Origin of the sequence: Actinoallomurus sp. CA-142502, assembly GCF_050936355.1 — a bacterium.
Taxonomy (GTDB): Bacteria; Actinomycetota; Actinomycetes; order Streptosporangiales; family Streptosporangiaceae; genus Actinoallomurus; species Actinoallomurus iriomotensis.
In genome coordinates this window covers 11,053,632-11,073,981 of sequence record NZ_JBNJMY010000001.1, presented here as the reverse complement: position 1 = coordinate 11,073,981, position 20,350 = coordinate 11,053,632, and the positions used below count along the sequence as shown (strand labels likewise).

Below are 20,350 nucleotides of genomic sequence, written 5' to 3'. Positions count from 1 at the left end.
TGAGAGAGGGGTGAGACGGGGGCGGTGAGACACCGCCCCCGCCCGTGGGCTACTTGTGGCCGCCACCGCTGGTGGTGACCGTGCTGAACATCGTCGCGACGCCGCTGCCGATCGAGTCGGCGGTCTGCTTGGCCATCACGCCGACCATCGACCCCGACAGCAGCGCGCCCATCGTGAAGGCCAAGGCCAGGTGCATCGGCTTGGCCTTCTTCTTGTCGAGGGCCCGCCAGAGCACGAAGCCGATCAACAGCACGATGATCAGGCCGGTGCTGCCGGCGGCCACCGTCGTGGCCGTGCTCGCGGGCAGCTGCTCGGGCGTCGCCGCGGCGGCGACCGCCGGGGACCCGGCCGAGCTGGTCGGGTCGAGCGCCAGGACGATCCCCGGCTGGGGTGGAGCGTTGCCGGTCTCGGCAATGCTCGTGTCCATCGTGATCTCCATCTCGTTCGCGTGTGTGTCGTGAGGCGGCCAGTCCAGGTCGTCCGGTCGGGCCTGGGCGGTTCCTGGGCTGGTCGTCGATGGCTTGTCGGCATCACCTCCTCTCGCCGTGGTGGGGCGGTGGTCGTACGGCCCGGTACCGCGCAGGGGACCGAGGGGACCGGTGCCGCCGAGGGCCGGTCGGTGCCGGTCCTCGGCCGGGCTGGGGCCGGGTCACGGCTGGGCCCCAGCGGGAATCTGGGCGTCCGCCCGTCGACCGTTCGGACCGGCTGGGGGGGGACTGGTCCGGACGGGGTTCTTCTCGGTCCCGCTGGGTGCGCCTGAGGAGTCCTGGGTTCCGACCGCCTGGTCGACGCCGGACTCGTGGGCGGTCCGGAGCACGGCGGCGATCGCGTTGGCGCGACCCTTCGCGCCGCCGATCCGAGCGACGAGGCGGCTGCCGCTGATGTACCCGCCGACCTGCTCGAAGTGGTCGCGGGCGATGCCGATTGACTGAGCGAGAACGGTGCTGTCAACCCCGTGCGGGACCAGCTCGGTCCGCCGGTCCCAGATCTGGTCCCACGGGGACCGCTCCGGCTCGTCGCCGGACCGGTTCGGGTCCGCCTCGGTCCGGTCCGGCTTGAGCAGGTCGCCGTGGCGGCGCGGGTCGAGCTCGTCGAGGGTCTCGCGGACCCACCCACGGACCTCAGTGCCCCAGTCCGGACTGAAGAACAACTCCGAGGGCAACTGCCCGGTGTCGAGGAAGTGCGCGAGGATGATCGGCACGTGCCGGCGGGTCCGGCGCCAGACCCGCTGGCCGTACTCGGCGACCAGCACGGCGCGGGCGAGCAGGATGGCGGACTCCAGGCGGAGCGCCTCGCTGTAGGAAACGACCTCCCAGCGGATCATCCGGACCCGGAGCCGCACCGTCCGGATCGGGGAGACCAGGTACCGGATCAGCCGGACGCGGTCCATCGTCTTGGCCGTCTCGGGCCGGTTGAGGCGCCGTACGGCCTCGTACCAGGTGATCGCGAGCGCGGGCATGACGCCGTGTAGACCGCGCGAGACCCAGGAGTGGTCCGGCGTGACCGCGGCGTTCGCGATGACAGTGCCGGCCGACAGCGCCCAGGCCACGGCGCGGAGGAAGCGGCTCGGGCGCAGGGAGTCCAGGAGCAGCAAGGCGGGGATCCCCGCGTCCAGGCCGACCGGGAGACCCCACCCAGGGCTGAAGTCGTGCCGCTCGCCGAACTCTCTCAGGTTGCGGAAGCTCATGTAGTCGCCCACGCCCGCGACCGTGAGGCCGCCGGCGAACGCGAAGAAGTAGCGGATCCCGTACTGGATCCGCTGCCAGTTGATACGGCGCTTGGCGGGCTGGGGCGTGGTCACGAGCGAGGGCTCCTTGGTCGGGAAGGAGACCCGCCCCTCAACCGTGGTGAGGGGCGGGCCGGAGATCGAGCTACGAGCTGAACCGGCGGGCGTCGACGCAGCCCTTGAAGACGGCCCCGGCCTTGAACGTCGGAACCGACCTGGCGGGGATCTGGATGGTGTCGCCGGTGGCCGGGTTACGGCCCGCGCGGGCGGGGCGGTTGGCCCTCTCGAACGTGCCGAAGCCGGTGAGGGTGACCTTCTCGCCCTGGGCGACGGTCTCCTGGATGGTGTCGAGGATCGCCTCAACGGCGTCGCCGGCGACCGCCTTGCTGGGCAGCCGGTCGGCGATGGCCTCGACGAGTTCGCGCTTGTTCATGGGTTTCCTGTTCTTGTGTGGGTGGGCGGGCCGCCCTCAGCCATGGGGAGTGGCGGCCCGGGGTTAGTGGGGTGCGGAGCGCCCGGCGGGCTCCGGCCTCGGGGCCTGCTCACGATTTCTCTGCTGCTAGCGGAGGGCCAGCACGATCCCGATGATCAAAGCGATCGGGCAGCCGATGATGCCGATCATGCAGAGGAAGTCGTTCCAGGGATCGCGCCGCATCAGTGCCCCCGCGGCGGCCGTACGCGGCGCCAGGCGACGGCCAGCGCGAGCAGGACGACGGCGGAGAAGCCGACCACGATGAGGGCCGTCTCGAAGGCCTTGGCGGCGGGGTGGATCAGCCACGGCGCGGCGATGCACACACCGACGTCGATGAGGACGATGAGGATGGCGGCGCGCGCGAGGGGTGCTCCGGGGCTCGGCTGACGCCTACGATCGTGGGCCATGGGCCCACCTACCTTTCGCGAGGTGTTCCAAGTGGGTTCCTAGGCCCTCGCCTGGTGCGCCAACACCGGGCGGGGGCCGCCGCTTTTCGCGGGTCTCAGGGGGCTCGGCGACACCTCCCTACCTGCGGCAACGAGGGGGCTGGGTACACCAGCGCGTACACCAGCGCGGCTCGTGTCATTACGTGTCGTTGGGTGTCATTAGGTGTCACTCGGAGGGCCGCGACACCTGGTGACACGCAATGACACGTGTGCCCAGAGCTACGGATCAGAAGGTTGGGGGTTCGAATCCCTCCGGCTGCGCCCAGGTCAAAGGCCCCTCGCGATCACGCGAGGGGCCTTTTTGCTAACGGGTTTGCTAACAGGAGCCGTCCTACGCTGCCTTGATCTGCTTGGCGAAGATGTCGGCCGCCTCCACGAGCTGTTCGTTGATCACGTGTGCGTAGACCCGGAGGGTGATGGACGGGTCGGCGTGGCCGAGGCGGGCGGCGACGACGTGGACGGGGACGCCGGCTAGGAGGAGCGTCGTCGCGTGGATGTGGCGGAGATCGTGGAGGCGGGCGAGCGGGAGTGCCTTGGCCGGGTTCGCCTTGTTGTGTCGGGCGGTCAGGGATGCCATGAGGGACGACACGGTGTCCGGGTGGATCGGATCGCCCCAGGCGGTGGTGAAGACGTGACCGTTCTCCTTGTTCTCTGCGCCCTTCCACCCGTCCCCCGCCGCCAGGCGGTCGGCGTTCTGTCGCTGCCGGTGGCTCTTGATCGTCTGGACAGTGTCGGCGTCGATGCTCACCACTCGGGATCGGCCGCTCTTCGTCGTTCCCTCGATGCGCTCCCCCGCCACGAAGGCCGCCGAGCCCGCGATGGTGATCTGCTTACCGTCCAGGTCGATGTCTCGCCATCGGAGGTTGAGCAGCTCACCCCGCCGAGCCCCTGTGTAGGCGGCCAGGTGGAAGAACGCGGACAGCCGGTGCGCCTTGGCGGCATCGAGGAAGGTCTTGAGCTGTGCGCCGTCCCAGACCTTGCCGGGTTCGCTGCGTTGCATCCGGGGACGCTTGGCGCGCTCGACGGGGTTGGACGGTAGGAGCTGGTCAACGCGGACGGCATCGCCGAAGGCTTTGCGCAGGACCGCGTGGACGTAGGCCACCGTACGGCTTGAGAGCCCTTTTCCATCCCGGCCGCCCGAGGTCACGAGGTCTCGGTAGAGCTTCGTGATCCGTGCCGGTCGTACGGCTTGGAGGCGAAGACCGCCGATATGCGGCTTCACGTGCCTTTCTATGAGGTGCCGGTAGTCGGCCAGCGTCTTGGGTTTGATCTCGACGGCGTGCGCCTCGATCCATTCGTCGAGGTACTCACCCACGGTAATGCTGTTTCGATCGATGTACTCGCCGCGACGTGCTTTGACACGCGCTTCATCGCGCGCCGCTTTGGCGTCCTCTTCGCTCTCGAATCCGCCGACCCAACGCGGCTTGCTCACGCCGGTCTCGGGATCTTTGACCCGGATGACGTAGGACCAGGTGTTACCGCGCTTCATCACCCCATCTCGAAGCTTGGGTTTGTTCTTATTGGCACGCTTGCGTCGGTTCGGCTCATCGGGGGTGGCGATGGCGGTCTTGGTCATCAGGCGGCCTCTTTCATGAGCTGGTCGATGTAGGAGGTGAGTGCGCGGTGCGGGACGCGGCGGGAGCCGTCGATGCGGAGTGAGGCGATGGCGCCGGCCTTGATGAGCTCGTAGAGCTTGCTGCGGGAGATGCCGAGCGCTGCGGCGGCTTCGGGAACAGTGAGCAAAAGCTTTGTCATGCGGCGAGCCCTTCTGGCGGTGCGGTCACGGGTAGTCGGGTGGCGGTGATGGCTGCGGCGAGGAGTGCTTCACCCGTGGTCAGTCCCTGGCCGACGTAGGCCCAGTGGGAGGTGACCAGGACGGTGTCGTCGTCGAAGGGCAGGCGTCCGGTGGTGACCGGGTGTTCAGCGCGTTGGTACTCGGCGCGAGCCGCGCGGAGGGTGGCGAGCGTGGTGGAGTAGGCGCGGCTCTTGGTCGAGAAGTGGCCGCGGAACCCGAGCATGTGAGCCCATGCCGTGAGCCGCAGGTCTTCCAGTTCGGGCAGTGCGCCAAGCCTCAGGCATTCGGCGATGAGTCGCCGGGCGTGGGGCCGGATGTCGAGTTGATCGAGGTCGTCGGTTGGTCTGACACGGCGGTCGAGGGTGCCGACGCATTCGGCGGCTTTGGTGGCGTACTTGGCGACGTAGCCGGCCACCGCCTGTTCGGTGAGGTCGCCGTTTGCAGTGATGGGCCGGATGTCGAGTTCGCGACCCCAGGCGAGCGTGACCGATGGCAGTTCAGCCGCCTCGGGTGTAGCCACCGTGACATGTCTTGCCGCCTCGGTGATGGCCTCGGCGAGTCCATCGAGGGTCGCCCAGCCAGGCGGTTGTGTGGTGGGTCCGTTCGGTCCGTCGAGGCGGACGATGGCATGGAAGTGGACGACACCGCGTCGCTGGTATTCGGCGACTTTGGCGAAGGAGACCTTCAGCACCTGGCCGAGTTCCTTGACGCTCAGGCCGCAGTTGCGGGCCAGGACGCGGCGGAGCCGGATGGTGAATCGCCGCCACAGCTCGGGCGCGAGGGCGTTGAACAGTACCGAGCCGGTGTGGTCGTAGCAGTCGGGGCAGATTGGCTTGCCCAGCCGTGGATCATCGGCGCTGTGGCGTTCGTTGCAGGCCACCGGTCGACCGTGTGGGCATGTCCCGCTCTTCCGCCGAGGGCGGCAGCGCAGAACCTGGCCGTTTTTCATGCACAGGCTGTGGACAGCCCCGAACGATGGTGCGGTCAGGGTGAGGAAGACGGCCGGGTGTTCGGCGACTTCTGCGGGGACGCCTTTGCCGCCGACTAGGCCCGCGCGGATGAGCTGGTAGGTGTCGGCCCGGTAGGTCTCGGCGCACGATGGGCAGCGCGACGCGCGGCGGGTCTTGCAGGCGACGCGCACGACGCCGCCGGGTTCGTTGGTGGTGGTGTAGCGGTGGAGGAGGGTTCCGTTGAGCGGGTCGCGGTATTCGACCTTGCCGCGCAGGTGCACGGGCTGTGCGCATCCTCCGGTGCGGCGGATCTGGGCGGCCCAGCGGTCATAGTGCGGGTCGTTATAGCGGGCGACCATCCCGTTGATGGCGTGTCGGGTCAGCGGGTTCGGCAAGATGGGCGAGTCCTCTCGCAGTGGTGATGCGTATGGGATGGCCCCCGACGTGGCGGACGGCTTGGCGGTTATGCGGCCACGCCGGGGGCACTTAGCGGTCAGCAGAACCCGAGGCCGTAGCAGTGGCCGCAGGTGTCGCCGTAGCTGTCGAGACCGGTGCCGCCGCAGGTGCAGCACTGGTAGTGCTCGGGCTCCATCAGGCCGCCTCGTCGTCGGGGATGACGGAGTTGGCGTAGGACATGCCGGCGTTGAAGGCCGCCCGGACAGCACTGGGGACGGCGACGCAGCGGTATTCGACCGGGCCGAAGGCGCGGGTGGCGGTGTAGTGCCCGCCGGTGTCGGTTCGGTCGACCGTCGAGACGCCAAGCAGCGCGGCGAGCCGGTCGACTTCGGCGCGCTGCTCGTCGTCGGTGCCGCGGATGTGGATGAGGACTTCGGTCTGGAAGGGCGGGACCGGCATGACGGGGTTGGTGTCGAGGTAGTCGGCGAGGGCGTGAAGGCCGTTGATGAACTCGGTGCGGTGGGTCATGGACGGTTCCCTGTCAGGCGGTGCGGATCTGGCGAAGAAGGTCTGAGGCGAGCTGGTTGGACACGCCCAGCCGGGCACGCAGCGCATCCCGGGTGATGGGGCGGCCATGCCGGGTCTCGTGTTCGTCGGCGACCCGGCGGGCGTAGGCGACCAGCGAGTCAGCAGGAGCTACGGAGGACGACGGCTCGTCGGGCACGGGGACGAGTTCGCCCGGACGCGGCGTCTCCGGCTCGGGTTCGTCCTGTCGTTCGTCCTGGGGTTTGCCGAAGGACGGCGGTATCGGGGACGACAGGACGACCGGGGACGGCGTGGGACGGCGGCCGGTCGAGCGGCGTTCGAGCATCGAGACGGCGACCAGGAACGCCCCGGCCGGTGTTGCGGCTGTCAGCCAGCCCCATACGGTGGGTTCGGCTTGGGCGAGGTTGGCTGCCAGCGACAGCAGCACCCCGCCGGTCAGGACGAGCGCGGGCCAGGACACCTGCCGGGTGGTGCGGTGGGTGCGTTTGTCGCGTTGGCGTTCGCGTGCTGCCATGACGCAGGTCAGGTCGATGCATACGGCGATGGCCCAGGCCATGGGGCCGTGTTGGCCGTGTTCGTTGGCGGTGTCGCGGATGTGGGTGAACGAGCCTGCTCCGGCGATGCCGGCCAGGACGGCGACCGGCCCGGAGTCGACCGCCACCGCGGCGGCTTTGCGGCGGGTGCTCATGCGGCCACCTGGTCCAGGACGACCGCGAGGAGTGCGGCCAGTTCGGGGTCGCAGTGGTGCGTCTCGGCCCAGGTGTCCGCGTCGGCGAGGTGGTGCAGGGTCGCGGATTCGCAGCAGCGCGCGCACGCGGTGACGTACAGGCCGCGTCCTTCGTCCCACTCGACGGAGACGGGGACGAGGTTAGGACGGACGGCAGGACGGCGGGGACGGCGGACGGGACGGAGCGGAATCACGTTGGTCATGGCGATCACCTCGGTTTCAGGCATGGCTCGGCTAAGGACTTGGCGCGGGGCGCCGGTGGAACGGGTGAAGGGGTTATGCGGCCTTGAGCGGCGCGGTGTCGACGGCGACCAGGTCCGCCCACGCGCGGGTGAGGTTCGCGTGCTGGCGTGCGGCGGCTTCGGCTTCTTCTTCGCTCACGTACACCGAGCGGGCGCGGTGCCAGGTACCGTCTTGTCCGGCGATGATGGCGACGCCGGGTGTCTCGGCGGCGATGGCGCGGGCCGCGTCGAGAGCGTCGGGGTCCATGTCGCCGAGCGTCATGTTGGCGGTCTCGGGATCGTTGACGCGGTGACAGATCCTCCCCGACAACTGCGACCGCAGCGCGGTGACACCGGGACCGAGGTCGGAGCCGATGCGCTGGCCGCAGACGATCAGGTAGACGGCGAAGGCCCGGCCGAGTTGCGCCACGCGCAGGAGCGCGGTGGCGGTCTTAGCGATCTCTTCCTTCTCGCTCTTGTCCGCCATCAGGAACAGCTCGGCGACCTCATCCACCAGGACGACAATCGGCACCGGTCGTACCTGCTCGGGCAGCTTCCAGACGTTGCGTGCGCCCGCCTCGCGGCAGATCCGCATCCGGTCGGTCAGGACGTCCACCAGGTCATCGAGCAGCCTCACGCACTCGGTGCGGGTGGTGGCCAGCGCGGACAGGCGCGGGGCGTACGGGGTGAACTCCACTCCCCCTTTGAGGTCGAAGCCGACGATGGCGACGGGTTGGGGCGCCAGACCCTTGATGATGGCGTTGGCCAGATTCGACTTGCCGGACTGTGTCGCGCCCGCGTTCAGCCAGTGCGGCACCGTACGGAAGTCGATGACCCAGTCGCGCCCGTTCTCCAGCCGGCCCGGCCGTACAGTCAGCAACTCGCCGGTCTCAGGTGAGACGTCGATGCCGACGAGCGGGTCAGTCCGGGTCGCCAGGAGCGTGACCGATCCGGGCGCGGAGTCGACCACGCGGACCGCGTAAACGCGCCAGGCGTGGGCGAGCCGGTCGCAGACCTTCACGTAGTCGTCGGGGATCTGCCCATCGTGCAGACGGATCCGGACGCGCCAGCCGAGGACGGTTGGTCGCAACAGCCCGAGCCGGGGCGCGCGGTCGATGTCGACCCGCCGGACGCGCCGCCGCTCGTGGATGACGGCCGAGGCCGTACGCAGGCCGGGGACGGCTTCCAGCGACAGCCGCCAAGCGCGGCGCTTGCGAGTGAGCGTGCAGCCGTAGGCGACGTGCCGCCAGGTCAGATAGACCCGGATGGCCTTGAGTGGGAAGCCGACCGCGTACCAGAAGGAGCGCGGGAGCCAGTGGCGCCAGGCCCAGGCCCCGGCCGCCGAAGCGACCGAGAACCCGAGCGTGGCGTACATCGCGTTGGTCACCGTCACCCCGGCTCAGGCAGCCGCCGGGACGGCGACGGAGGCGAAGGAAGCGGCCCGGTAGGAGATGCCCCACCGTGTCTCACCGCCGCGGGTCTGCTGCCAGGCGAAGCCGACCAGCCCGGACGGTTCGACGACCTGGCCCACGGACAGTCCGGGGTCGCCGGAGACGTTGACGTTGATCAGCTCGACCCTCCCGGAGTCGTTCTCGGAGACGGACAGGCCGACCTGGAAGACGGTCTGACCTTGCTTGTCGACCTTGACCTCGCCGGTGTCCTTGTCGAGCAGGCGGGGGCGGGGCGCGGAGACGCAGACGAAGGTGAGCTTGGTGGTGTCGATCGGGATCGGGATGTTGCGCACTTGCTGTCCTCCAGTGGATTAGCCGTTCTAGTTACCTAGGATAGCTAGAGAGGCGAGACAGTCAAGCGGTTGGCCGAATCTTTCCTATGCACCTAGGGACCTAGTTGGACGGCGTACTATGGCTGACATGGGAAATCCCCGGCCCGTAGACCGCCGCAAGCAGTACGTCCGCATCGCCGACGACATCCGTCGCGACATCGCGTCCGGACGGTACGCGGTGGGAGAGCCGCTGCCCTCCGTGGCCGAGCTGGCGACGCGGTTCGGCGTCGCGAAGATGACCATCAGCAACGCCATCGCCGCCCTGCGGGACGAAGGACTCATCCAGACCCGCCAGGGGAGCCCGAGCATCGTCCTTGCCACCCCGGATGAGACCGGCGACGAGGCTGAGCAACACAGCGAAGAGTTCGAGATCATCTCCGCGCAGCTCCAACAGTTGAAAGCCGTCGTCAAGAGGATCGCTGCGCGTCTGGACGAGCTGGACGAGCGCACCAAGGACCTCGACCGATAGGTATGTCCCGGTAACGATGCGCCGCATTCTGGCAACGTGATCTGGCAGCCAGTGGTGGGCTCGGCCTCACGCCTTGACCGAGCTGCTGTCGCATCGAGATCCTGGAGCACGTGCCTCAAACAAACGCCTTCGACTCCGATTCGCTTCAGCAGATCGTGGAGGCGGCGTCACGGGCGGCAGCGCTCTCCGCGGACGGCGCGCGGTTGCTCCGGATCGGGGAGAACGCCATCTACCGCTTGGCGCATGACCCGGTGGTCGTGCGAATAGCGCGGTCAGCGGCTCGTATGGATACGGCGCGGCGTGAGCTGTGCGTGGCTCGGTGGCTGGATCGAAACGCCGTTCCCACCATCAAGGTTCACGAGGTAGCAGACCAACCGCTGCTGATAGAGGGGCACCCGGTCACCTTCTGGCGTGCCGTCAGCGGCCCTCAGGACGGGGACAGGAGTCCGGATCGCACTGATCTGGCACGCCTGCTTCTCGCCTTCCACGGTGCGAAGGATTGCCCATGTGAGTTGCCGGCCATGGATCCCTCGTCGTGGGCGAAGGTGGAGGAGCGAATTTCAGCGGCGACCGGCATCGATGCGGACGCCCGAGAGTTCCTCAGCGCTCGTAACGCCGAACTGGCCGAGAAGGTTAAAAATCTCGACTACGCGCTACCGCGTGGCCCGATCCACGCCGACGCATACACCGGGAATCTCCTTATCGACGACGGCGTGATCGTCCTGTCGGACTATGAAGGGGTATCGATCGGTCCCCGTGAGTGGGATCTCCTGCCCACGGCTGTTGCTGTGGACCGGTACGGCCTGCCCGAGGAGGAGTACCGGGAGTTCGTGGACATCTATGGCTTTGACGTCCGGGAATGGTCTGGCTACCGCACTCTCCGGCAGGTTCGCGAGCTGGGTATGACGACCTGGCTTATGCAGAACGTTAATACAGATCCGGCGATCGCTGAAGAATTTACAGTTCGTCTGTCGTCCCTTCGGGAGTCTGAATTTGAGCGACGGTGGCGTCTCTTCTAAGCCAACCCCCCTCGTGCACCCGTCTTCTGCGGCCGGCGCCGACCCGCCGGTCAAGCGCACCACCGTACGTATCACGAACGTCTACGCGACGTCCTGGCGGGTTGATCCGACACTCTCGGCGGGTGCGTTGGGGGATCACCTCCGGCTCTGGCGCTTGGAGCGCAATTATCGACTTGCGGAAGAGCAGCTCCCACGTGTGCTCCTCCACGAAGACCTTGACCCACAGGCGATCCGCGTCAAACGGTGGCCGCACATCTCTACCCTGACGGGTGCCACAGCCTGGCTTTTTAACCTTCCGTCCGGCAGAGTCGTCGCGGCCCTGAGCCTCGACGTGAACTGCGAGATCGGCGACGTCACCGACTTGCTTGAGGACTGCTACTTCTGCGACGTTCATGTCGAGGACGTGCTGATCAACCAGCAGATCCAACGCATGATGGCCTCGCTTGACGGCGACGCGGTGTATGAGGAAGACCTTCTTCCTGAGCGGCATCAGCTGGTCTTCGGCGATCCGCCGGCCTCTGACGAGTGCGAGGAAGTCATGCAGCACTTGGTCTACCGTGCCGACTTGCCGTACAACAAGGAGCACAGCGTCATCTGCTACCCGGACGAACTGAATCGTCGGCCCGGTTGGCTAGCCGCGGTAGGCCCGTATGTCAGCGTCGTGTGCGGCCACGCCGATTTCATCCAGAACACCATCTTCCTCTCGGCTGTCCAGGGAGTTGCGGCAGCCGCTGAGCTACGAGAAATCCGGCACGCGGCCTATCGGGACGTCAGCCTTTTCAGGTCGCCCATCCGGGACGGCAGGTCGGTACAGAGCCGCCGTAAGGCGCTCGAACGCATTGCGGATAACCTCAAGGGTCTTGAGATCGAACTGTCTTATAGTGTCGAGGCGCCCGCTGACCTCGGGCTCCTTGTTCCGTCCTTGCGAGTCGAAAGCTTCCACAAGGCGCTCTTCGAATCGATGGAATTACTGGCGAAGGCGGAAACGGTGAGCCGCATGCTGGAACGTCTGGGAAGGGCCATCAGCGCTGAGCTCACCTCCATTGAGAGCGCCGAGCGCCGCGCTGACGAGGAACGACGTCTCAGATGGGGTGTGGCTATCGGCTTCCTTTCGGCTGTCGCCGTCCCAGCCGGTATCATCCTCGCTTACTTTGGGATCAACGCAAACCAGGTGAACCCGGATCGTTCGATATTTGACCACCACTACCTGCCGGTCTACATAACGGTTCTCACGGTGATGATGATCGGCGCGATGCTCGCCTTTTCTCTTTACTTGCAACAGGTGATACGAAATCGAAAGCAGCAACGAGACTGACGTGAGGTCCGGCCACTAGGTTCTGTCTTCGGGATAGATGTCGGCGTAGATGCCGCCCCGGTTGCGTAAGGTCACGTGCTTACCCAGCAGACGACGCATCGCGCCGTAGCTGTAGTCGAACTTGCCGGCGACCTGGCGGATGCTCCAGCCCTGGTTGTACAGCCGGACCGCGTCTTCGGCGAGCTGCCGTTCGGCCTCGTGTGGGGTCGCCTCCTCGGCCAGGATCCGCCGGATGTCGGCCCGGCTATAGCGCCGATGCCCGCCGGGCGTTCGCAGGGGCGAGAGCTTCCCCTCACGAGCCCACCGGGCAATCGTCGTCGTACGGACGCCGAACAACTCGGCCACCTCGCGTGGCTTGAGCAGGTCATCAGGTACGGGGGAGACGTCGCGCATGAAAAACCTTGATCTTCGATGTGAATTTTGCAGGGGTTGACCGGCCCTGAGCCAAGGAACCTGGTCGGGAGACACTGGTGGCGATCGTCGTACTCAGGGCCGGGAGTTCATGAGGGGCCAGCCGCCGTCACATCCGCAGGGGACCGTGGCTCGGCCAGAGCGGAGCAGGGGCCGACTTCGCCGATTGCGAGGTAGGCCCAGACCGTCTTGCCGCCGGTCGCCTCCAGCCGCCAGCCCCAGTCCTTCGAACACGCCTCCACCAGCAGCAGGCCGCGGCCGTCGACGCGGTCGAAGGAGCACCGCTGGCGTTCGGGTGCGGCTTCGCTGCTGTCGGACACCTCGACCAGGACCCCGCCGGCCTGGCGGGACAGGGTGAGGTGGAAGACCTCTCCGATCTTCACGGCGTTCGCCACAAGCTCCACCGTGACGAGCAAGACGTCGTCGGCGATGCCGTCCATGCCCCAGCCCGCCAGCGCCAGCCGCGTCATGATGCGCGCTTGCTCTGCGGCGATGGGATGCGGAGGGAGCGGAAACCGACACCAGTGCCCGCCCGTGACCCCCGGCGACCCTGCCGTCCGACTGGCGCCAGTCATGCCGGACGCGCCAGACGAAGGGAGGAACGACGGGCGACCCGCTCGATGACCTCGCCGGCCCGCTGCTGCAACGCATCGAGTTCGGCTGCGATCTCGGCGAGTTCGGCGAGCAGGATCTGACGCTCATGCTCGGTGAGTGCCATGGGCTTCTTTCTCATCGGGGAATCGCCGGTCAAGTTGCCGCCGGGGTTCACAGGCATCCCTCCGCACGCAGGTACGCCTTGATCTGCTCGGCCGCCCCAGGTACGTCGCTGATCGGATGGTGGTGGGGCTCGCTGTCCCACACGTAGCGCTCCCCGTCGGGGCTGATGAGGACGTAGACGTACGCACCGGGGGTAGAGGTCCGTACGGCCAGGCCGGGATAGCTGTCGCGCATCTCCGAGCCGACCCCGATCGCTTGCAACTCCTTGCAGAGGGCGACCAGAGCGCGTAGCTCCGGCCCGATATCCCACGCCAACGTCTGCCTCCCGGTGCTGGGTGGCAGGACCGATGACACGGGGACACGGATCGCCGGCTCCCCCGGGGGGAAGTCGGGAGCCTCAGCGGTGACTCGCTCGTGTCGTGTCATCGGCCCTGCAGGTTCTTACGGGAACGACACTGCCGACGTGTGGTGTCACGTCTCGATACCGCCGGAGTCCCCACCGAGGCTTCTTGTGCTCGCCTTGTCTCGTCTAGTGCTCGTCTGTGTTACCGTCGCGAAATGCCACAGGGTCAGGCCAGCGAAAACACCGCCACGGAGCCGGTACGCCTCAAGGCCGTACTCCGGCAGAAGCACCTACAGACCCACAGCACCTTCTGCCGCGAGTACGACCGAGTCGCCCGCAAGATCGACCCCGAGCTGGTCGGCACCTGGCCCAGCCGCGCCCAGTTCCACCGCTGGCTGTCCGGCGAACTCAAAGGCCTGCCGTACCCTCACCACTGCCGCGTGCTGGAGAAGATGTGCCCAGGCTGGACCGCCGACCAGCTCTTCGAGCCCGGCACTGCGGAGGCCGACCCACCCGCCGGCGAGGCCGGCGCGCTCGTGCCCGCTGCCATGGCTCCGCCGGAGACGGTGATCGCGTCGTCGCCGATCAGCATCCGGCCGTACGTTGAGAAGGCATTCGACCGCGAACACGTCGTGATCGACTTCTTCGGCTTCTCCGGAGAGACCCTCCACGGCGTCATCCAAGAACCGCTGGACAAGATCCGTGCCGGTCAGCTCAAGCCGCGCAGCCTGACCGTGCGGATGCTGGTCCCGGACACCTCCGCGCCGATGGCCGTCCCGTGCAGCAGTGAAGATCTCTCCGATGACCCGGAGTTCCGCAAGCGCGCCGGCCGGATCATGCTCCGTCACGGCCAAGCCATCCTGGACTCAGTCGAGGAGCTGTCCGACCTGGGCATGGTCGAGAACGCCCGCGCGGAGATCCGGGTTCACGGTGTCCCGCCGTTGTTCAAGCTGTACGTCCTCAACAACGAGGAAGCCTTCTTCGGCTTCTACCCGATCCGGCACCATGAGGTGAAGATCAAAGGCACGGCCCATCCCGTGTACGACCTGATGGGGAAGGAAGCCAGCTTGTTCCGCTACACCGTCCACGACGGCTCACCGGTCGGCGCACAGTACGTCACCCAGGCCCGCCAATGGTTCACCACCGTGTGGGAGACCATCAGCCGGGAGTTCACCGGATGACCCACGGCACCGCCCTTGCCGACGTCCTGAGCCGCAGCCGCTACCTGCTGTTCGACTTCGACGGCCCCATTTGCAGCATCTTCGCCGGCCTCCCCGCGCCCACGGTCGCCGCTCACCTACGCGAGCTGGTGATCGACTGCGGTATCGAACTGTCCGCTGGAGCCGCAACCTCACGCGACCCGTTCGATGTCTTGCGCTTCGCCGCCACCATCAGCCCGGAACTCACCCGCGACGTCAACGACGAGCTACGCGCCATGGAGCTACGCGCCGCCGAGGTAGCCGAGGCCACACCGCACGTCCGCCATGTGATCCAGACGGCGCACGAGGACGGCCGCGGCATCGCCGCCGTCAGCAACAACTCTTGCCAGGCCGTGACCCACTACCTCACCGCCAACGGCCTCGCTCCGTACTTCACCGCCATCGTCGGGCGCACTGACCCCGACCCGCGGCTACTCAAGCCCCACCCGGAGCTGGTCAACCGTGCTGTCAGGGGACTGGCCGCTGACCCCGCCGAATGCGTACTGATCGGCGATTCCCTCAGCGACATCGAGGGAGCCCGCAACGCCGGGACGCTCAGCATCGGCTACGCCAACAAGCCCGGCAAGCACGACCGCTTCACCACGGCAGGCGCCGACGCCATCATCACCGACATGGCCGAACTCCTCCCGCACCTGAGCGAGCACCAGGCGGCGGATTCGAACGCCGCTGACGGACGACGGCGCAGGTAGTCCAACCGGGCCACCACACGGGCACACCGGACGATAGATGAACATGCGCTTGCGAATACCGGCCGATGTGGTCCGCGCCGTCGCCGCCCGTTGGCCGGACAACGCGGCGGAATGGGGCACCAGCGCCGAACGCGAGTTGTCCACCATCTGCACCCGCTACCGCGCAACACCTCGGACCGTCATGCCCGCCAGGTACGGATTCGTGGTCGCGTCAGACACCCCAACCGGACCCCTGATCATGCGCGCGAGTCCTGATCCCGCCGGCCCACAGCAGGCGATGGTCTCCCAGGCGCTCGCATCACTCGGGATAGCGCCCAAGGTCCACGAAGTCGTCTCCACGACCAGAGGAACGTGGGTGATCATGGACCGCGTTCGCCCTGGCTATCGCCTTACCGATTGCCGCCCCGGCCCGGATGTTTCCGCTGCTGTGGCGGCCATGCTCCGGCCGATGGTCGGTCAACCGGCTCCGTGCCCGATGCCCTCACTAGCCGACTGGCTACAAGCCCGGCTCGAAGACGACGAACTGGCCGACCTGGCGCCGAACAGGAGCATCGCACCGCTCCACCAACGCCGGAACGCGTCGGCCGTCCTCAAAGACCTGCGGGCCGGTGGGAACGATGGCCTCTGCCACGGCGACGCCTCCTCAGGCAACATCCTCGTCGGTGGCAACGGACTGATACTCATCGACCCTCGCGGCATGAGCGGAGAAGTCGAATATGACGCCGCCGTAGCCGCCTTGAAGATCGCCAGACAGGCCCGACCGACGGACATCGCCGAGCGTCTGTCCCGGCAGATCGGCATCGACACCGAGCGGACCAAGGCATGGGTAGCAGTAGCCGACGCCGCGCGAGTCTAGGACCCGACGGCCCCGAGACTAGGACGCGACACGGGAAGGAATCGCCTGTCTAGTGCTCTGCCCATGAACGTTGGCCGGGCCTGATCACGCGGCTTTGGGGCGTCGCGGGTCTCCCCAGCGTTGCCTGCGTTCGCTGCGGATACGGGCGCGTTCGCGTCGTTGGGCGGCGAGGATGTCGGGGGGTCCAAACTGGCCACGCCCATCTCGTTGAACCGGTGGATCACTTCCCGGACCGCGTCCTCATCATGAACGTTGACCGGCGTGTCGACCAACCCGGCCAGTTCATGGACAGAGCACCAGCCACACCGCCGCCGGGGCGAGAGGCGAACCGGGCTCAGCGCGGCACAGCCCCGGGGCCAGCCACGGCGATCTGGATGCCGCTGGGCATACGCGGCGTGTAGGGCGCCTCGAGCCGCTGCGCCTCCTCGTCGGTGAGCCGGAGGCTGAGCGCGGCGGCCGCGTCGGCGAGGTGCCCGGTCCTGGTGGGCCCGACGATCGGCGCGCAGACCACCGGGTTGCGCAGCACCCAGGCGAGGGCGACCTGCGCCATCGGGACGCCGCGCCCGGCGGCGATCGCCTGCACCGCGTCGGCGATCGGCTTGTCGTCGTGTGGCATCAACTGACGGGCGACGGCGTCGGTCTCGCTGCGGGCGGTCTGCTCGCCCCACGGCCTGGCCAGGCGCCCCTTGGCGAGTGGGCTCCACGGGATGGAGCCAACGCCCTGGTCGGTGAGCAGGCCGAACATCTCCCGCTCCTCCTCGCGCTGCATCAAGTTGTACTGGTTCTGCATCGAGGTGAACTCCGTCCAGCCGTGCAGCCGCGCGGTGTACTGCATCTTGGAGAACTGCCACGCCCACATGCTCGACGCGCCGATGTAGCGGGCCTTGCCCGCCTTGACCACGTCGTGCAGCGCCTCCATCGTCTCCTCGACGGGGGTCTCCGGGTCGAGGCGGTGGATCTGGTACAGGTCGATGTAGTCCGTGCCGAGGCGGGCCAGGGACGCGTCGACCTGCTCCATGATCGCCCGGCGGGAGAGCCCGGCGCCGCCGGGGCCGTCGCTCACCTTGAAGAACACCTTGGTCGCCAGCACGACATCCTCGCGCCGTGTGTACTTGCGGATGGCCCGGCCCACGGTCTCCTCGGACGCCCCCTGGCCGTAGGCGTTGGCAGTGTCCCAGAACGTGATCCCGAGCTCGACGGCCTCCCGGAAGATGGGCTCGGCCTGCTCGTCGTCGAGCGTCCACGGGTTGTTGCCGCGCGAGGGGTCGCCGAAGCTCATGCAGCCGAGTGTGATCCGGCTGACCTTCAGTCCTGACGTGCCGAGACGTGTGTATTCCATGCCGTCCATGAAGCCCGTATTCGTGTGCGGGTGGGAGTTCCTGCTCTTCCGGGTAACGGCAGTACCTCCCGGCACACCGCCGCACGACCTACGGTGGTGATGTGACCGACAGCGAGAGGCGTGAGCGGGCCGGCGAGGTGCGGGAGTTCCTCAGTACTCGTCGCGCCCGCATCACGCCGCAGCAGGCAGGGCTGCCCGTCTTTGGTGGCAATCGACGTGTGACCGGGTTGCGCCGGGAGGAGGCGGCACTGCTGGCCGGGATGAGCATCGACTACTACATCCGCCTCGAGCGCGGGAACTTGAGCGGCGCCTCGGACTCGGTGCTGGACTCCTTGTCCCACGCACTTCGGCTCGACGATGCCGAGCGGGCCTACCTCTACGACCTGGCCCGCGCGGCCACGGCGTCCGAGCGCCGACCACCCGCTGCGTCTGGGCGGATCCGACCGGTGATTCTGCGGATGCTCGACGCGATGACCGGCCTGCCGGCCTACATCCGCAACGAACGGTTCGACATCCTCGCCGCCAACTCTCTCGGCCGGGCTCTGTATGCCCCGGTCTACGATTCCCCGTTGTTCGCGCAGCGTGGTCCGGTCAACACCGCGCGGTTCCTGTTCCTCGATCCTGGTTCCGCCGATTTCTGGTCCGAGTGGGAGAAGGCCGCCAGCGACTCGGTCGCCTTCCTGCGCACCGAGACCGGCCGCTCGCCGCGAGACAAGGGCCTGACGGACCTGATCGGCGAGCTCTCCACAAGAAGCGACGAGTTCGCCCAGCGTTGGGCCAGGCACGACGTGAAGTTCCCCCGCTCCGGCGTGAAGCGACTCCACCACCCGCTCGTCGGGGACCTGGCCCTGCCCTACGAAGCCCTCGATCTGCCCGCTGACCCCGGGCTCTTTATCACCATCTACTCGCCCGCGCCCGACTCACCCGAACGCCAGGCACTCGATCTTCTGGCCAGCTGGACCGGCTCGACCGCACTCGAGCGCTGATAATCGTCACCCCGCTCGTGCTCTGTCCATGAACGTTGGCCGGGTCTGATCACGGCCATACCCATCTCCTTGAACCGGTGGATCACTCCTCGGACCGCGTCCTTATCGCCTTGGACCACCCACGCGATCGCCGGGACGTGTTCCCGCCAGCCGAGGCCGGCACGACCCTCGCCCGGCGTAGTCGCACTTGCCGAACCGGTTCCTCTTCGCACGATCTGCTGCGGGCGCTGACCCTCATGATCGGTCAGACGGCGCACCCGAAGTGGATCTGCCATCTCTAAAACTGACGATCATCGTTGACACCTGTGTCTCCGACCAGTACGGAGATCATCTGTGTCCAACCCCAACCCCCCGCTCGACCGTGAGGCCAAACGGCGCCTGGCGGTCATCCGCCACGTCGAAGAGGCCACCGGCAACGTCGCGATGAGCTGCCGGTACTTCGGGATCAGCCGGCAGGCCTACTACATCTGGTACCGCCGCTACCAGGCCGAGGGCATCGAGGGCCTGCGCACCCGGTCCAAGCGGCCCAAGCACAGCCCGAACGCCACCCACGTCGAGGTCGTCGGAAAGATCATCTACCTGCGGCAGAACTACCACTTCGGGCCCGAGAAGATCGCGATGTACCTCAAGCGGTACCACGACGTCACCATCAGCAAGTCCGGCGTCTGGCGCATCCTCAAACGCCTGGACATGGGCCGCCTGCCCGCCTCGCAGCGCTACAAGCGTCACGACCGCCGCTGGAAACGGTACGAAAAGTAGCTCCCGGGCCACCGAGCCCAGATCGACGTGAAGTTCATCGAGCCCATCGCCGGCGTCACCGGCCGCCGTGGCGGGCGGAACAAGTACTACCAGTTCACCGCCATCGACGACTGCACCCGCCTGCGTGTACTGCGGATCTATCCACAGCTCAACCAGAAGACCGCCATCCAGTTCCTGGACTACGTGCTATCGCGGCTGCCGTTCCAGGTCGAGGTCATTCAGACCGACAACGGCTCAGAGTTCCAGTCGGCGTTCCACTGGCACGTTCTGGACAAGGGCATCGCCCACACCTACATCAAGCCACGGACACCGCGGCTGAACGGCAAGGTCGAACGCTCCCACCGCATCGACGCCGAGGAGTTCTACAGCATGCTCGACGGCGTCCTCATCGACGACGCCGAGGTCTTCAACGACAAGCTCCGCGAATGGGAGGACTACTACAACTACGATCGCCCCCACGGCGGCCTCGGCGGCCAACCCCCTACGAACGCCTCAAACAGAAGACCCAGACCCAGGCGTAAACGATCTTCGTCGGTCGCACAAGGACACGACACCCTATCGGTGAGAACTTTCTCTACGTCTTCAAGGGCGCCCCGCTACGCGGGCCGCCGGGCGGCCCGGCCGGCGGGCGCACCGGGCATGCGGCCTGTCCCGTCCGGTCCCGCCGCGCCCGCCGACCACGCCGCCGCTCCTGACGCATTGAACATCAGCGATGTCTCGGACCGAACACCGGGGGCCGCTATCCCTACAGAGGACGAACACCGGATGCCAACCCTTCGCTTCTGTGAACGACACTTCTATCTCGGCAAACGTGTCGATGCAGCAGAGACCGACGTTCCCGTTGAGGTTGACGGAATATCGAAACTCGACCTATGCGCCACCTGTGCAGATGCGTTTGAGGCTTGGCAAGCCGTTGTCCGAAAAGCCACGTCCCCCGAGGGAATCAGTGAGTCGCTGCCCAGCAATCGGCCTCAAGGTCCGCTGAAATTCCTTAACCTTCAATCAAGCGCGTGAATGCCGAGGCCGTGACGATCGCTGTTCGTGGTGCGTTTTGTCGAGCATTGGGGCGATCGGCTGCCGTGCGGCTTCCGGTCCTCGGCGCGGTGGGCGCGCCTGCGGTCGGGGTCCGCTTGCCCTCGAAGTAGCCGTTTCGCGAGGGTGCGGC

25 protein-coding genes and 1 pseudogene are annotated in these 20,350 nt (G+C 67.2%); 9 read left to right on the top strand and 17 right to left on the bottom strand.

Features of this window, described 5'->3' with window-relative positions; translation table 11 throughout:
• Window positions 1-49: 49 nt before the first annotated feature.
• The 12 genes from ACQEV1_RS52200 to ACQEV1_RS52145 form a co-directional block, all read right to left on the bottom strand.
• Entirely contained in the window at window positions 50-427 is a 378-nt protein-coding gene (locus ACQEV1_RS52200; RefSeq protein WP_433405747.1) for a hypothetical protein, read from the bottom strand.
• Window positions 428-649: 222 nt separating this feature from the next.
• Entirely contained in the window at window positions 650-1,801 is a 1,152-nt protein-coding gene (locus tag ACQEV1_RS52195) for a DUF2637 domain-containing protein (RefSeq protein ID WP_433405745.1), read from the bottom strand.
• Between the two features lie 70 nt (window positions 1,802-1,871).
• The gene (locus ACQEV1_RS52190) at window positions 1,872-2,159 is read right to left on the bottom strand and encodes an HU family DNA-binding protein (protein ID WP_433405743.1); all 288 of its coding nucleotides are present in this window, start codon (window positions 2,157-2,159) and stop codon (window positions 1,872-1,874) included.
• A 221-nt stretch (window positions 2,160-2,380) separates the two neighbouring features.
• Window positions 2,381-2,605, bottom strand: coding sequence for a hypothetical protein (locus ACQEV1_RS52185; protein ID WP_433405741.1), 225 nt, complete (start codon window positions 2,603-2,605; stop codon window positions 2,381-2,383).
• Window positions 2,606-2,975: 370 nt separating this feature from the next.
• Window positions 2,976-4,220: a tyrosine-type recombinase/integrase gene (locus ACQEV1_RS52180; RefSeq protein ID WP_433405739.1), complete on the bottom strand. Its 1,245-nt coding sequence runs from the start codon at window positions 4,218-4,220 to the stop codon at window positions 2,976-2,978.
• Window positions 4,220-4,399 carry a helix-turn-helix domain-containing protein gene (locus ACQEV1_RS52175; protein ID WP_433405738.1) on the bottom strand — a complete coding sequence of 60 codons (180 nt, stop codon included), beginning with the start codon at window positions 4,397-4,399 and terminating at the stop codon, window positions 4,220-4,222. The genes ACQEV1_RS52180 and ACQEV1_RS52175 overlap by 1 nt, the downstream gene beginning before the upstream one ends.
• On the bottom strand, window positions 4,396-5,784 hold the full coding sequence (locus ACQEV1_RS52170; RefSeq protein ID WP_433405736.1) for a replication initiator: 1,389 nt from the start codon (window positions 5,782-5,784) through the stop codon (window positions 4,396-4,398). Before ACQEV1_RS52170 ends, ACQEV1_RS52175 begins: the two co-directional genes overlap by 4 nt.
• A gap of 196 nt (window positions 5,785-5,980) precedes the next feature.
• On the bottom strand, window positions 5,981-6,313 hold the full coding sequence (locus tag ACQEV1_RS52165; protein ID WP_433405734.1) for a hypothetical protein: 333 nt from the start codon (window positions 6,311-6,313) through the stop codon (window positions 5,981-5,983).
• A gap of 13 nt (window positions 6,314-6,326) precedes the next feature.
• The gene (locus ACQEV1_RS52160; RefSeq protein ID WP_433405732.1) at window positions 6,327-7,019 is read right to left on the bottom strand and encodes a DUF2637 domain-containing protein; all 693 of its coding nucleotides are present in this window, start codon (window positions 7,017-7,019) and stop codon (window positions 6,327-6,329) included.
• Window positions 7,016-7,261: a hypothetical protein gene (locus ACQEV1_RS52155; RefSeq protein ID WP_433405730.1), complete on the bottom strand. Its 246-nt coding sequence runs from the start codon at window positions 7,259-7,261 to the stop codon at window positions 7,016-7,018. Before ACQEV1_RS52155 ends, ACQEV1_RS52160 begins: the two co-directional genes overlap by 4 nt.
• A gap of 73 nt (window positions 7,262-7,334) precedes the next feature.
• Window positions 7,335-8,654: an FtsK/SpoIIIE domain-containing protein gene (locus ACQEV1_RS52150; RefSeq protein ID WP_433406170.1), complete on the bottom strand. Its 1,320-nt coding sequence runs from the start codon at window positions 8,652-8,654 to the stop codon at window positions 7,335-7,337.
• A 24-nt stretch (window positions 8,655-8,678) separates the two neighbouring features.
• Complete coding sequence (locus tag ACQEV1_RS52145) at window positions 8,679-9,023, bottom strand: hypothetical protein (protein WP_433405728.1); 345 nt, start codon at window positions 9,021-9,023, stop codon at window positions 8,679-8,681.
• A gap of 127 nt (window positions 9,024-9,150) precedes the next feature.
• Between ACQEV1_RS52145 and ACQEV1_RS52140 the strand changes: the two genes are divergently transcribed.
• The 3 genes from ACQEV1_RS52140 (at window position 9,151) to ACQEV1_RS52130 (ending at window position 11,865) form a co-directional block, all read left to right on the top strand.
• A complete protein-coding gene (locus tag ACQEV1_RS52140) occupies window positions 9,151-9,531 on the top strand; it encodes a GntR family transcriptional regulator (protein WP_433405726.1) in 381 nt (126 codons plus the stop codon).
• 110 nt (window positions 9,532-9,641) lie between these two features.
• Window positions 9,642-10,550, top strand: coding sequence for a phosphotransferase enzyme family protein (locus ACQEV1_RS52135; protein WP_433405724.1), 909 nt, complete (start codon window positions 9,642-9,644; stop codon window positions 10,548-10,550).
• A complete protein-coding gene (locus ACQEV1_RS52130) occupies window positions 10,525-11,865 on the top strand; it encodes a hypothetical protein (RefSeq protein WP_433405722.1) in 1,341 nt (446 codons plus the stop codon). The genes ACQEV1_RS52135 and ACQEV1_RS52130 overlap by 26 nt, the downstream gene beginning before the upstream one ends.
• Before the next feature lie 15 nt (window positions 11,866-11,880).
• On the opposite strand, the gene ACQEV1_RS52125 is transcribed toward ACQEV1_RS52130, so the two are convergent.
• The 4 genes from ACQEV1_RS52125 to ACQEV1_RS52110 all read right to left on the bottom strand — a co-directional run bounded on the left by ACQEV1_RS52125 (window position 11,881) and on the right by ACQEV1_RS52110 (window position 13,308).
• On the bottom strand, window positions 11,881-12,258 hold the full coding sequence (locus tag ACQEV1_RS52125; RefSeq protein ID WP_433405721.1) for a helix-turn-helix domain-containing protein: 378 nt from the start codon (window positions 12,256-12,258) through the stop codon (window positions 11,881-11,883).
• A 107-nt stretch (window positions 12,259-12,365) separates the two neighbouring features.
• A complete protein-coding gene (locus ACQEV1_RS52120) occupies window positions 12,366-12,746 on the bottom strand; it encodes an ATP-binding protein (RefSeq protein ID WP_433405719.1) in 381 nt (126 codons plus the stop codon).
• A 101-nt stretch (window positions 12,747-12,847) separates the two neighbouring features.
• Complete coding sequence (locus tag ACQEV1_RS52115) at window positions 12,848-12,994, bottom strand: hypothetical protein (RefSeq protein WP_433405717.1); 147 nt, start codon at window positions 12,992-12,994, stop codon at window positions 12,848-12,850.
• A 47-nt stretch (window positions 12,995-13,041) separates the two neighbouring features.
• Entirely contained in the window at window positions 13,042-13,308 is a 267-nt protein-coding gene (locus ACQEV1_RS52110) for a hypothetical protein (RefSeq protein ID WP_433405715.1), read from the bottom strand.
• 243 nt (window positions 13,309-13,551) lie between these two features.
• Between ACQEV1_RS52110 and ACQEV1_RS52105 the strand changes: the two genes are divergently transcribed.
• The 3 genes from ACQEV1_RS52105 to ACQEV1_RS52095 are packed head-to-tail and all read left to right on the top strand — an operon-like array spanning window position 13,552 to window position 16,101.
• Window positions 13,552-14,517: a hypothetical protein gene (locus tag ACQEV1_RS52105; protein WP_433405713.1), complete on the top strand. Its 966-nt coding sequence runs from the start codon at window positions 13,552-13,554 to the stop codon at window positions 14,515-14,517.
• Entirely contained in the window at window positions 14,514-15,245 is a 732-nt protein-coding gene (locus ACQEV1_RS52100; RefSeq protein ID WP_433405711.1) for an HAD family hydrolase, read from the top strand. Before ACQEV1_RS52105 ends, ACQEV1_RS52100 begins: the two co-directional genes overlap by 4 nt.
• A gap of 37 nt (window positions 15,246-15,282) precedes the next feature.
• Window positions 15,283-16,101 (top strand): phosphotransferase, encoded by an 819-nt coding sequence (locus ACQEV1_RS52095; protein ID WP_433405709.1) that lies wholly within the window; start codon window positions 15,283-15,285, stop codon window positions 16,099-16,101.
• A 334-nt stretch (window positions 16,102-16,435) separates the two neighbouring features.
• Here ACQEV1_RS52095 and ACQEV1_RS52090 read toward each other — a convergent pair whose 3' ends face one another.
• Window positions 16,436-17,440 (bottom strand): aldo/keto reductase, encoded by a 1,005-nt coding sequence (locus tag ACQEV1_RS52090; RefSeq protein WP_433405707.1) that lies wholly within the window; start codon window positions 17,438-17,440, stop codon window positions 16,436-16,438.
• Between the two features lie 101 nt (window positions 17,441-17,541).
• Here ACQEV1_RS52090 and ACQEV1_RS52085 point away from each other — a divergent pair, with 101 nt between their 5' ends.
• From ACQEV1_RS52085 to ACQEV1_RS52075, 3 genes and pseudogenes are all read left to right on the top strand, one after another.
• On the top strand, window positions 17,542-18,426 hold the full coding sequence (locus ACQEV1_RS52085) for a helix-turn-helix transcriptional regulator (protein ID WP_433405705.1): 885 nt from the start codon (window positions 17,542-17,544) through the stop codon (window positions 18,424-18,426).
• 333 nt (window positions 18,427-18,759) lie between these two features.
• The gene (locus tag ACQEV1_RS52080; RefSeq protein WP_433405703.1) at window positions 18,760-19,185 is read left to right on the top strand and encodes a helix-turn-helix domain-containing protein; all 426 of its coding nucleotides are present in this window, start codon (window positions 18,760-18,762) and stop codon (window positions 19,183-19,185) included.
• 15 nt (window positions 19,186-19,200) lie between these two features.
• Window positions 19,201-20,199: pseudogene (locus tag ACQEV1_RS52075) on the top strand (integrase core domain-containing protein); the annotation flags it as partial.
• Window positions 20,200-20,350 lie beyond the last annotated feature (151 nt).

Coding starts and splice junctions, on each gene's coding strand:
- ACQEV1_RS52200 (WP_433405747.1), bottom strand. CDS start 427: ATGGACACGAGCATTGCCGAGACCGGCAACGCTCCACCCCAGCCGGGG.
- ACQEV1_RS52190 (WP_433405743.1), bottom strand. CDS start 2,159: ATGAACAAGCGCGAACTCGTCGAGGCCATCGCCGACCGGCTGCCCAGC.
- ACQEV1_RS52185 (WP_433405741.1), bottom strand. CDS start 2,605: ATGGCCCACGATCGTAGGCGTCAGCCGAGCCCCGGAGCACCCCTCGCG.
- ACQEV1_RS52180 (WP_433405739.1), bottom strand. CDS start 4,220: ATGACCAAGACCGCCATCGCCACCCCCGATGAGCCGAACCGACGCAAG.
- ACQEV1_RS52175 (WP_433405738.1), bottom strand. CDS start 4,399: ATGACAAAGCTTTTGCTCACTGTTCCCGAAGCCGCCGCAGCGCTCGGC.
- ACQEV1_RS52165 (WP_433405734.1), bottom strand. CDS start 6,313: ATGACCCACCGCACCGAGTTCATCAACGGCCTTCACGCCCTCGCCGAC.
- ACQEV1_RS52160 (WP_433405732.1), bottom strand. CDS start 7,019: ATGAGCACCCGCCGCAAAGCCGCCGCGGTGGCGGTCGACTCCGGGCCG.
- ACQEV1_RS52155 (WP_433405730.1), bottom strand. CDS start 7,261: ATGACCAACGTGATTCCGCTCCGTCCCGTCCGCCGTCCCCGCCGTCCT.
- ACQEV1_RS52150 (WP_433406170.1), bottom strand. CDS start 8,654: ATGTACGCCACGCTCGGGTTCTCGGTCGCTTCGGCGGCCGGGGCCTGG.
- ACQEV1_RS52140 (WP_433405726.1), top strand. CDS start 9,151: ATGGGAAATCCCCGGCCCGTAGACCGCCGCAAGCAGTACGTCCGCATC.
- ACQEV1_RS52125 (WP_433405721.1), bottom strand. CDS start 12,258: ATGCGCGACGTCTCCCCCGTACCTGATGACCTGCTCAAGCCACGCGAG.
- ACQEV1_RS52120 (WP_433405719.1), bottom strand. CDS start 12,746: ATGACGCGGCTGGCGCTGGCGGGCTGGGGCATGGACGGCATCGCCGAC.
- ACQEV1_RS52115 (WP_433405717.1), bottom strand. CDS start 12,994: ATGGCACTCACCGAGCATGAGCGTCAGATCCTGCTCGCCGAACTCGCC.
- ACQEV1_RS52105 (WP_433405713.1), top strand. CDS start 13,552: ATGCCACAGGGTCAGGCCAGCGAAAACACCGCCACGGAGCCGGTACGC.
- ACQEV1_RS52100 (WP_433405711.1), top strand. CDS start 14,514: ATGACCCACGGCACCGCCCTTGCCGACGTCCTGAGCCGCAGCCGCTAC.
- ACQEV1_RS52095 (WP_433405709.1), top strand. CDS start 15,283: ATGAACATGCGCTTGCGAATACCGGCCGATGTGGTCCGCGCCGTCGCC.
- ACQEV1_RS52090 (WP_433405707.1), bottom strand. CDS start 17,440: ATGGAATACACACGTCTCGGCACGTCAGGACTGAAGGTCAGCCGGATC.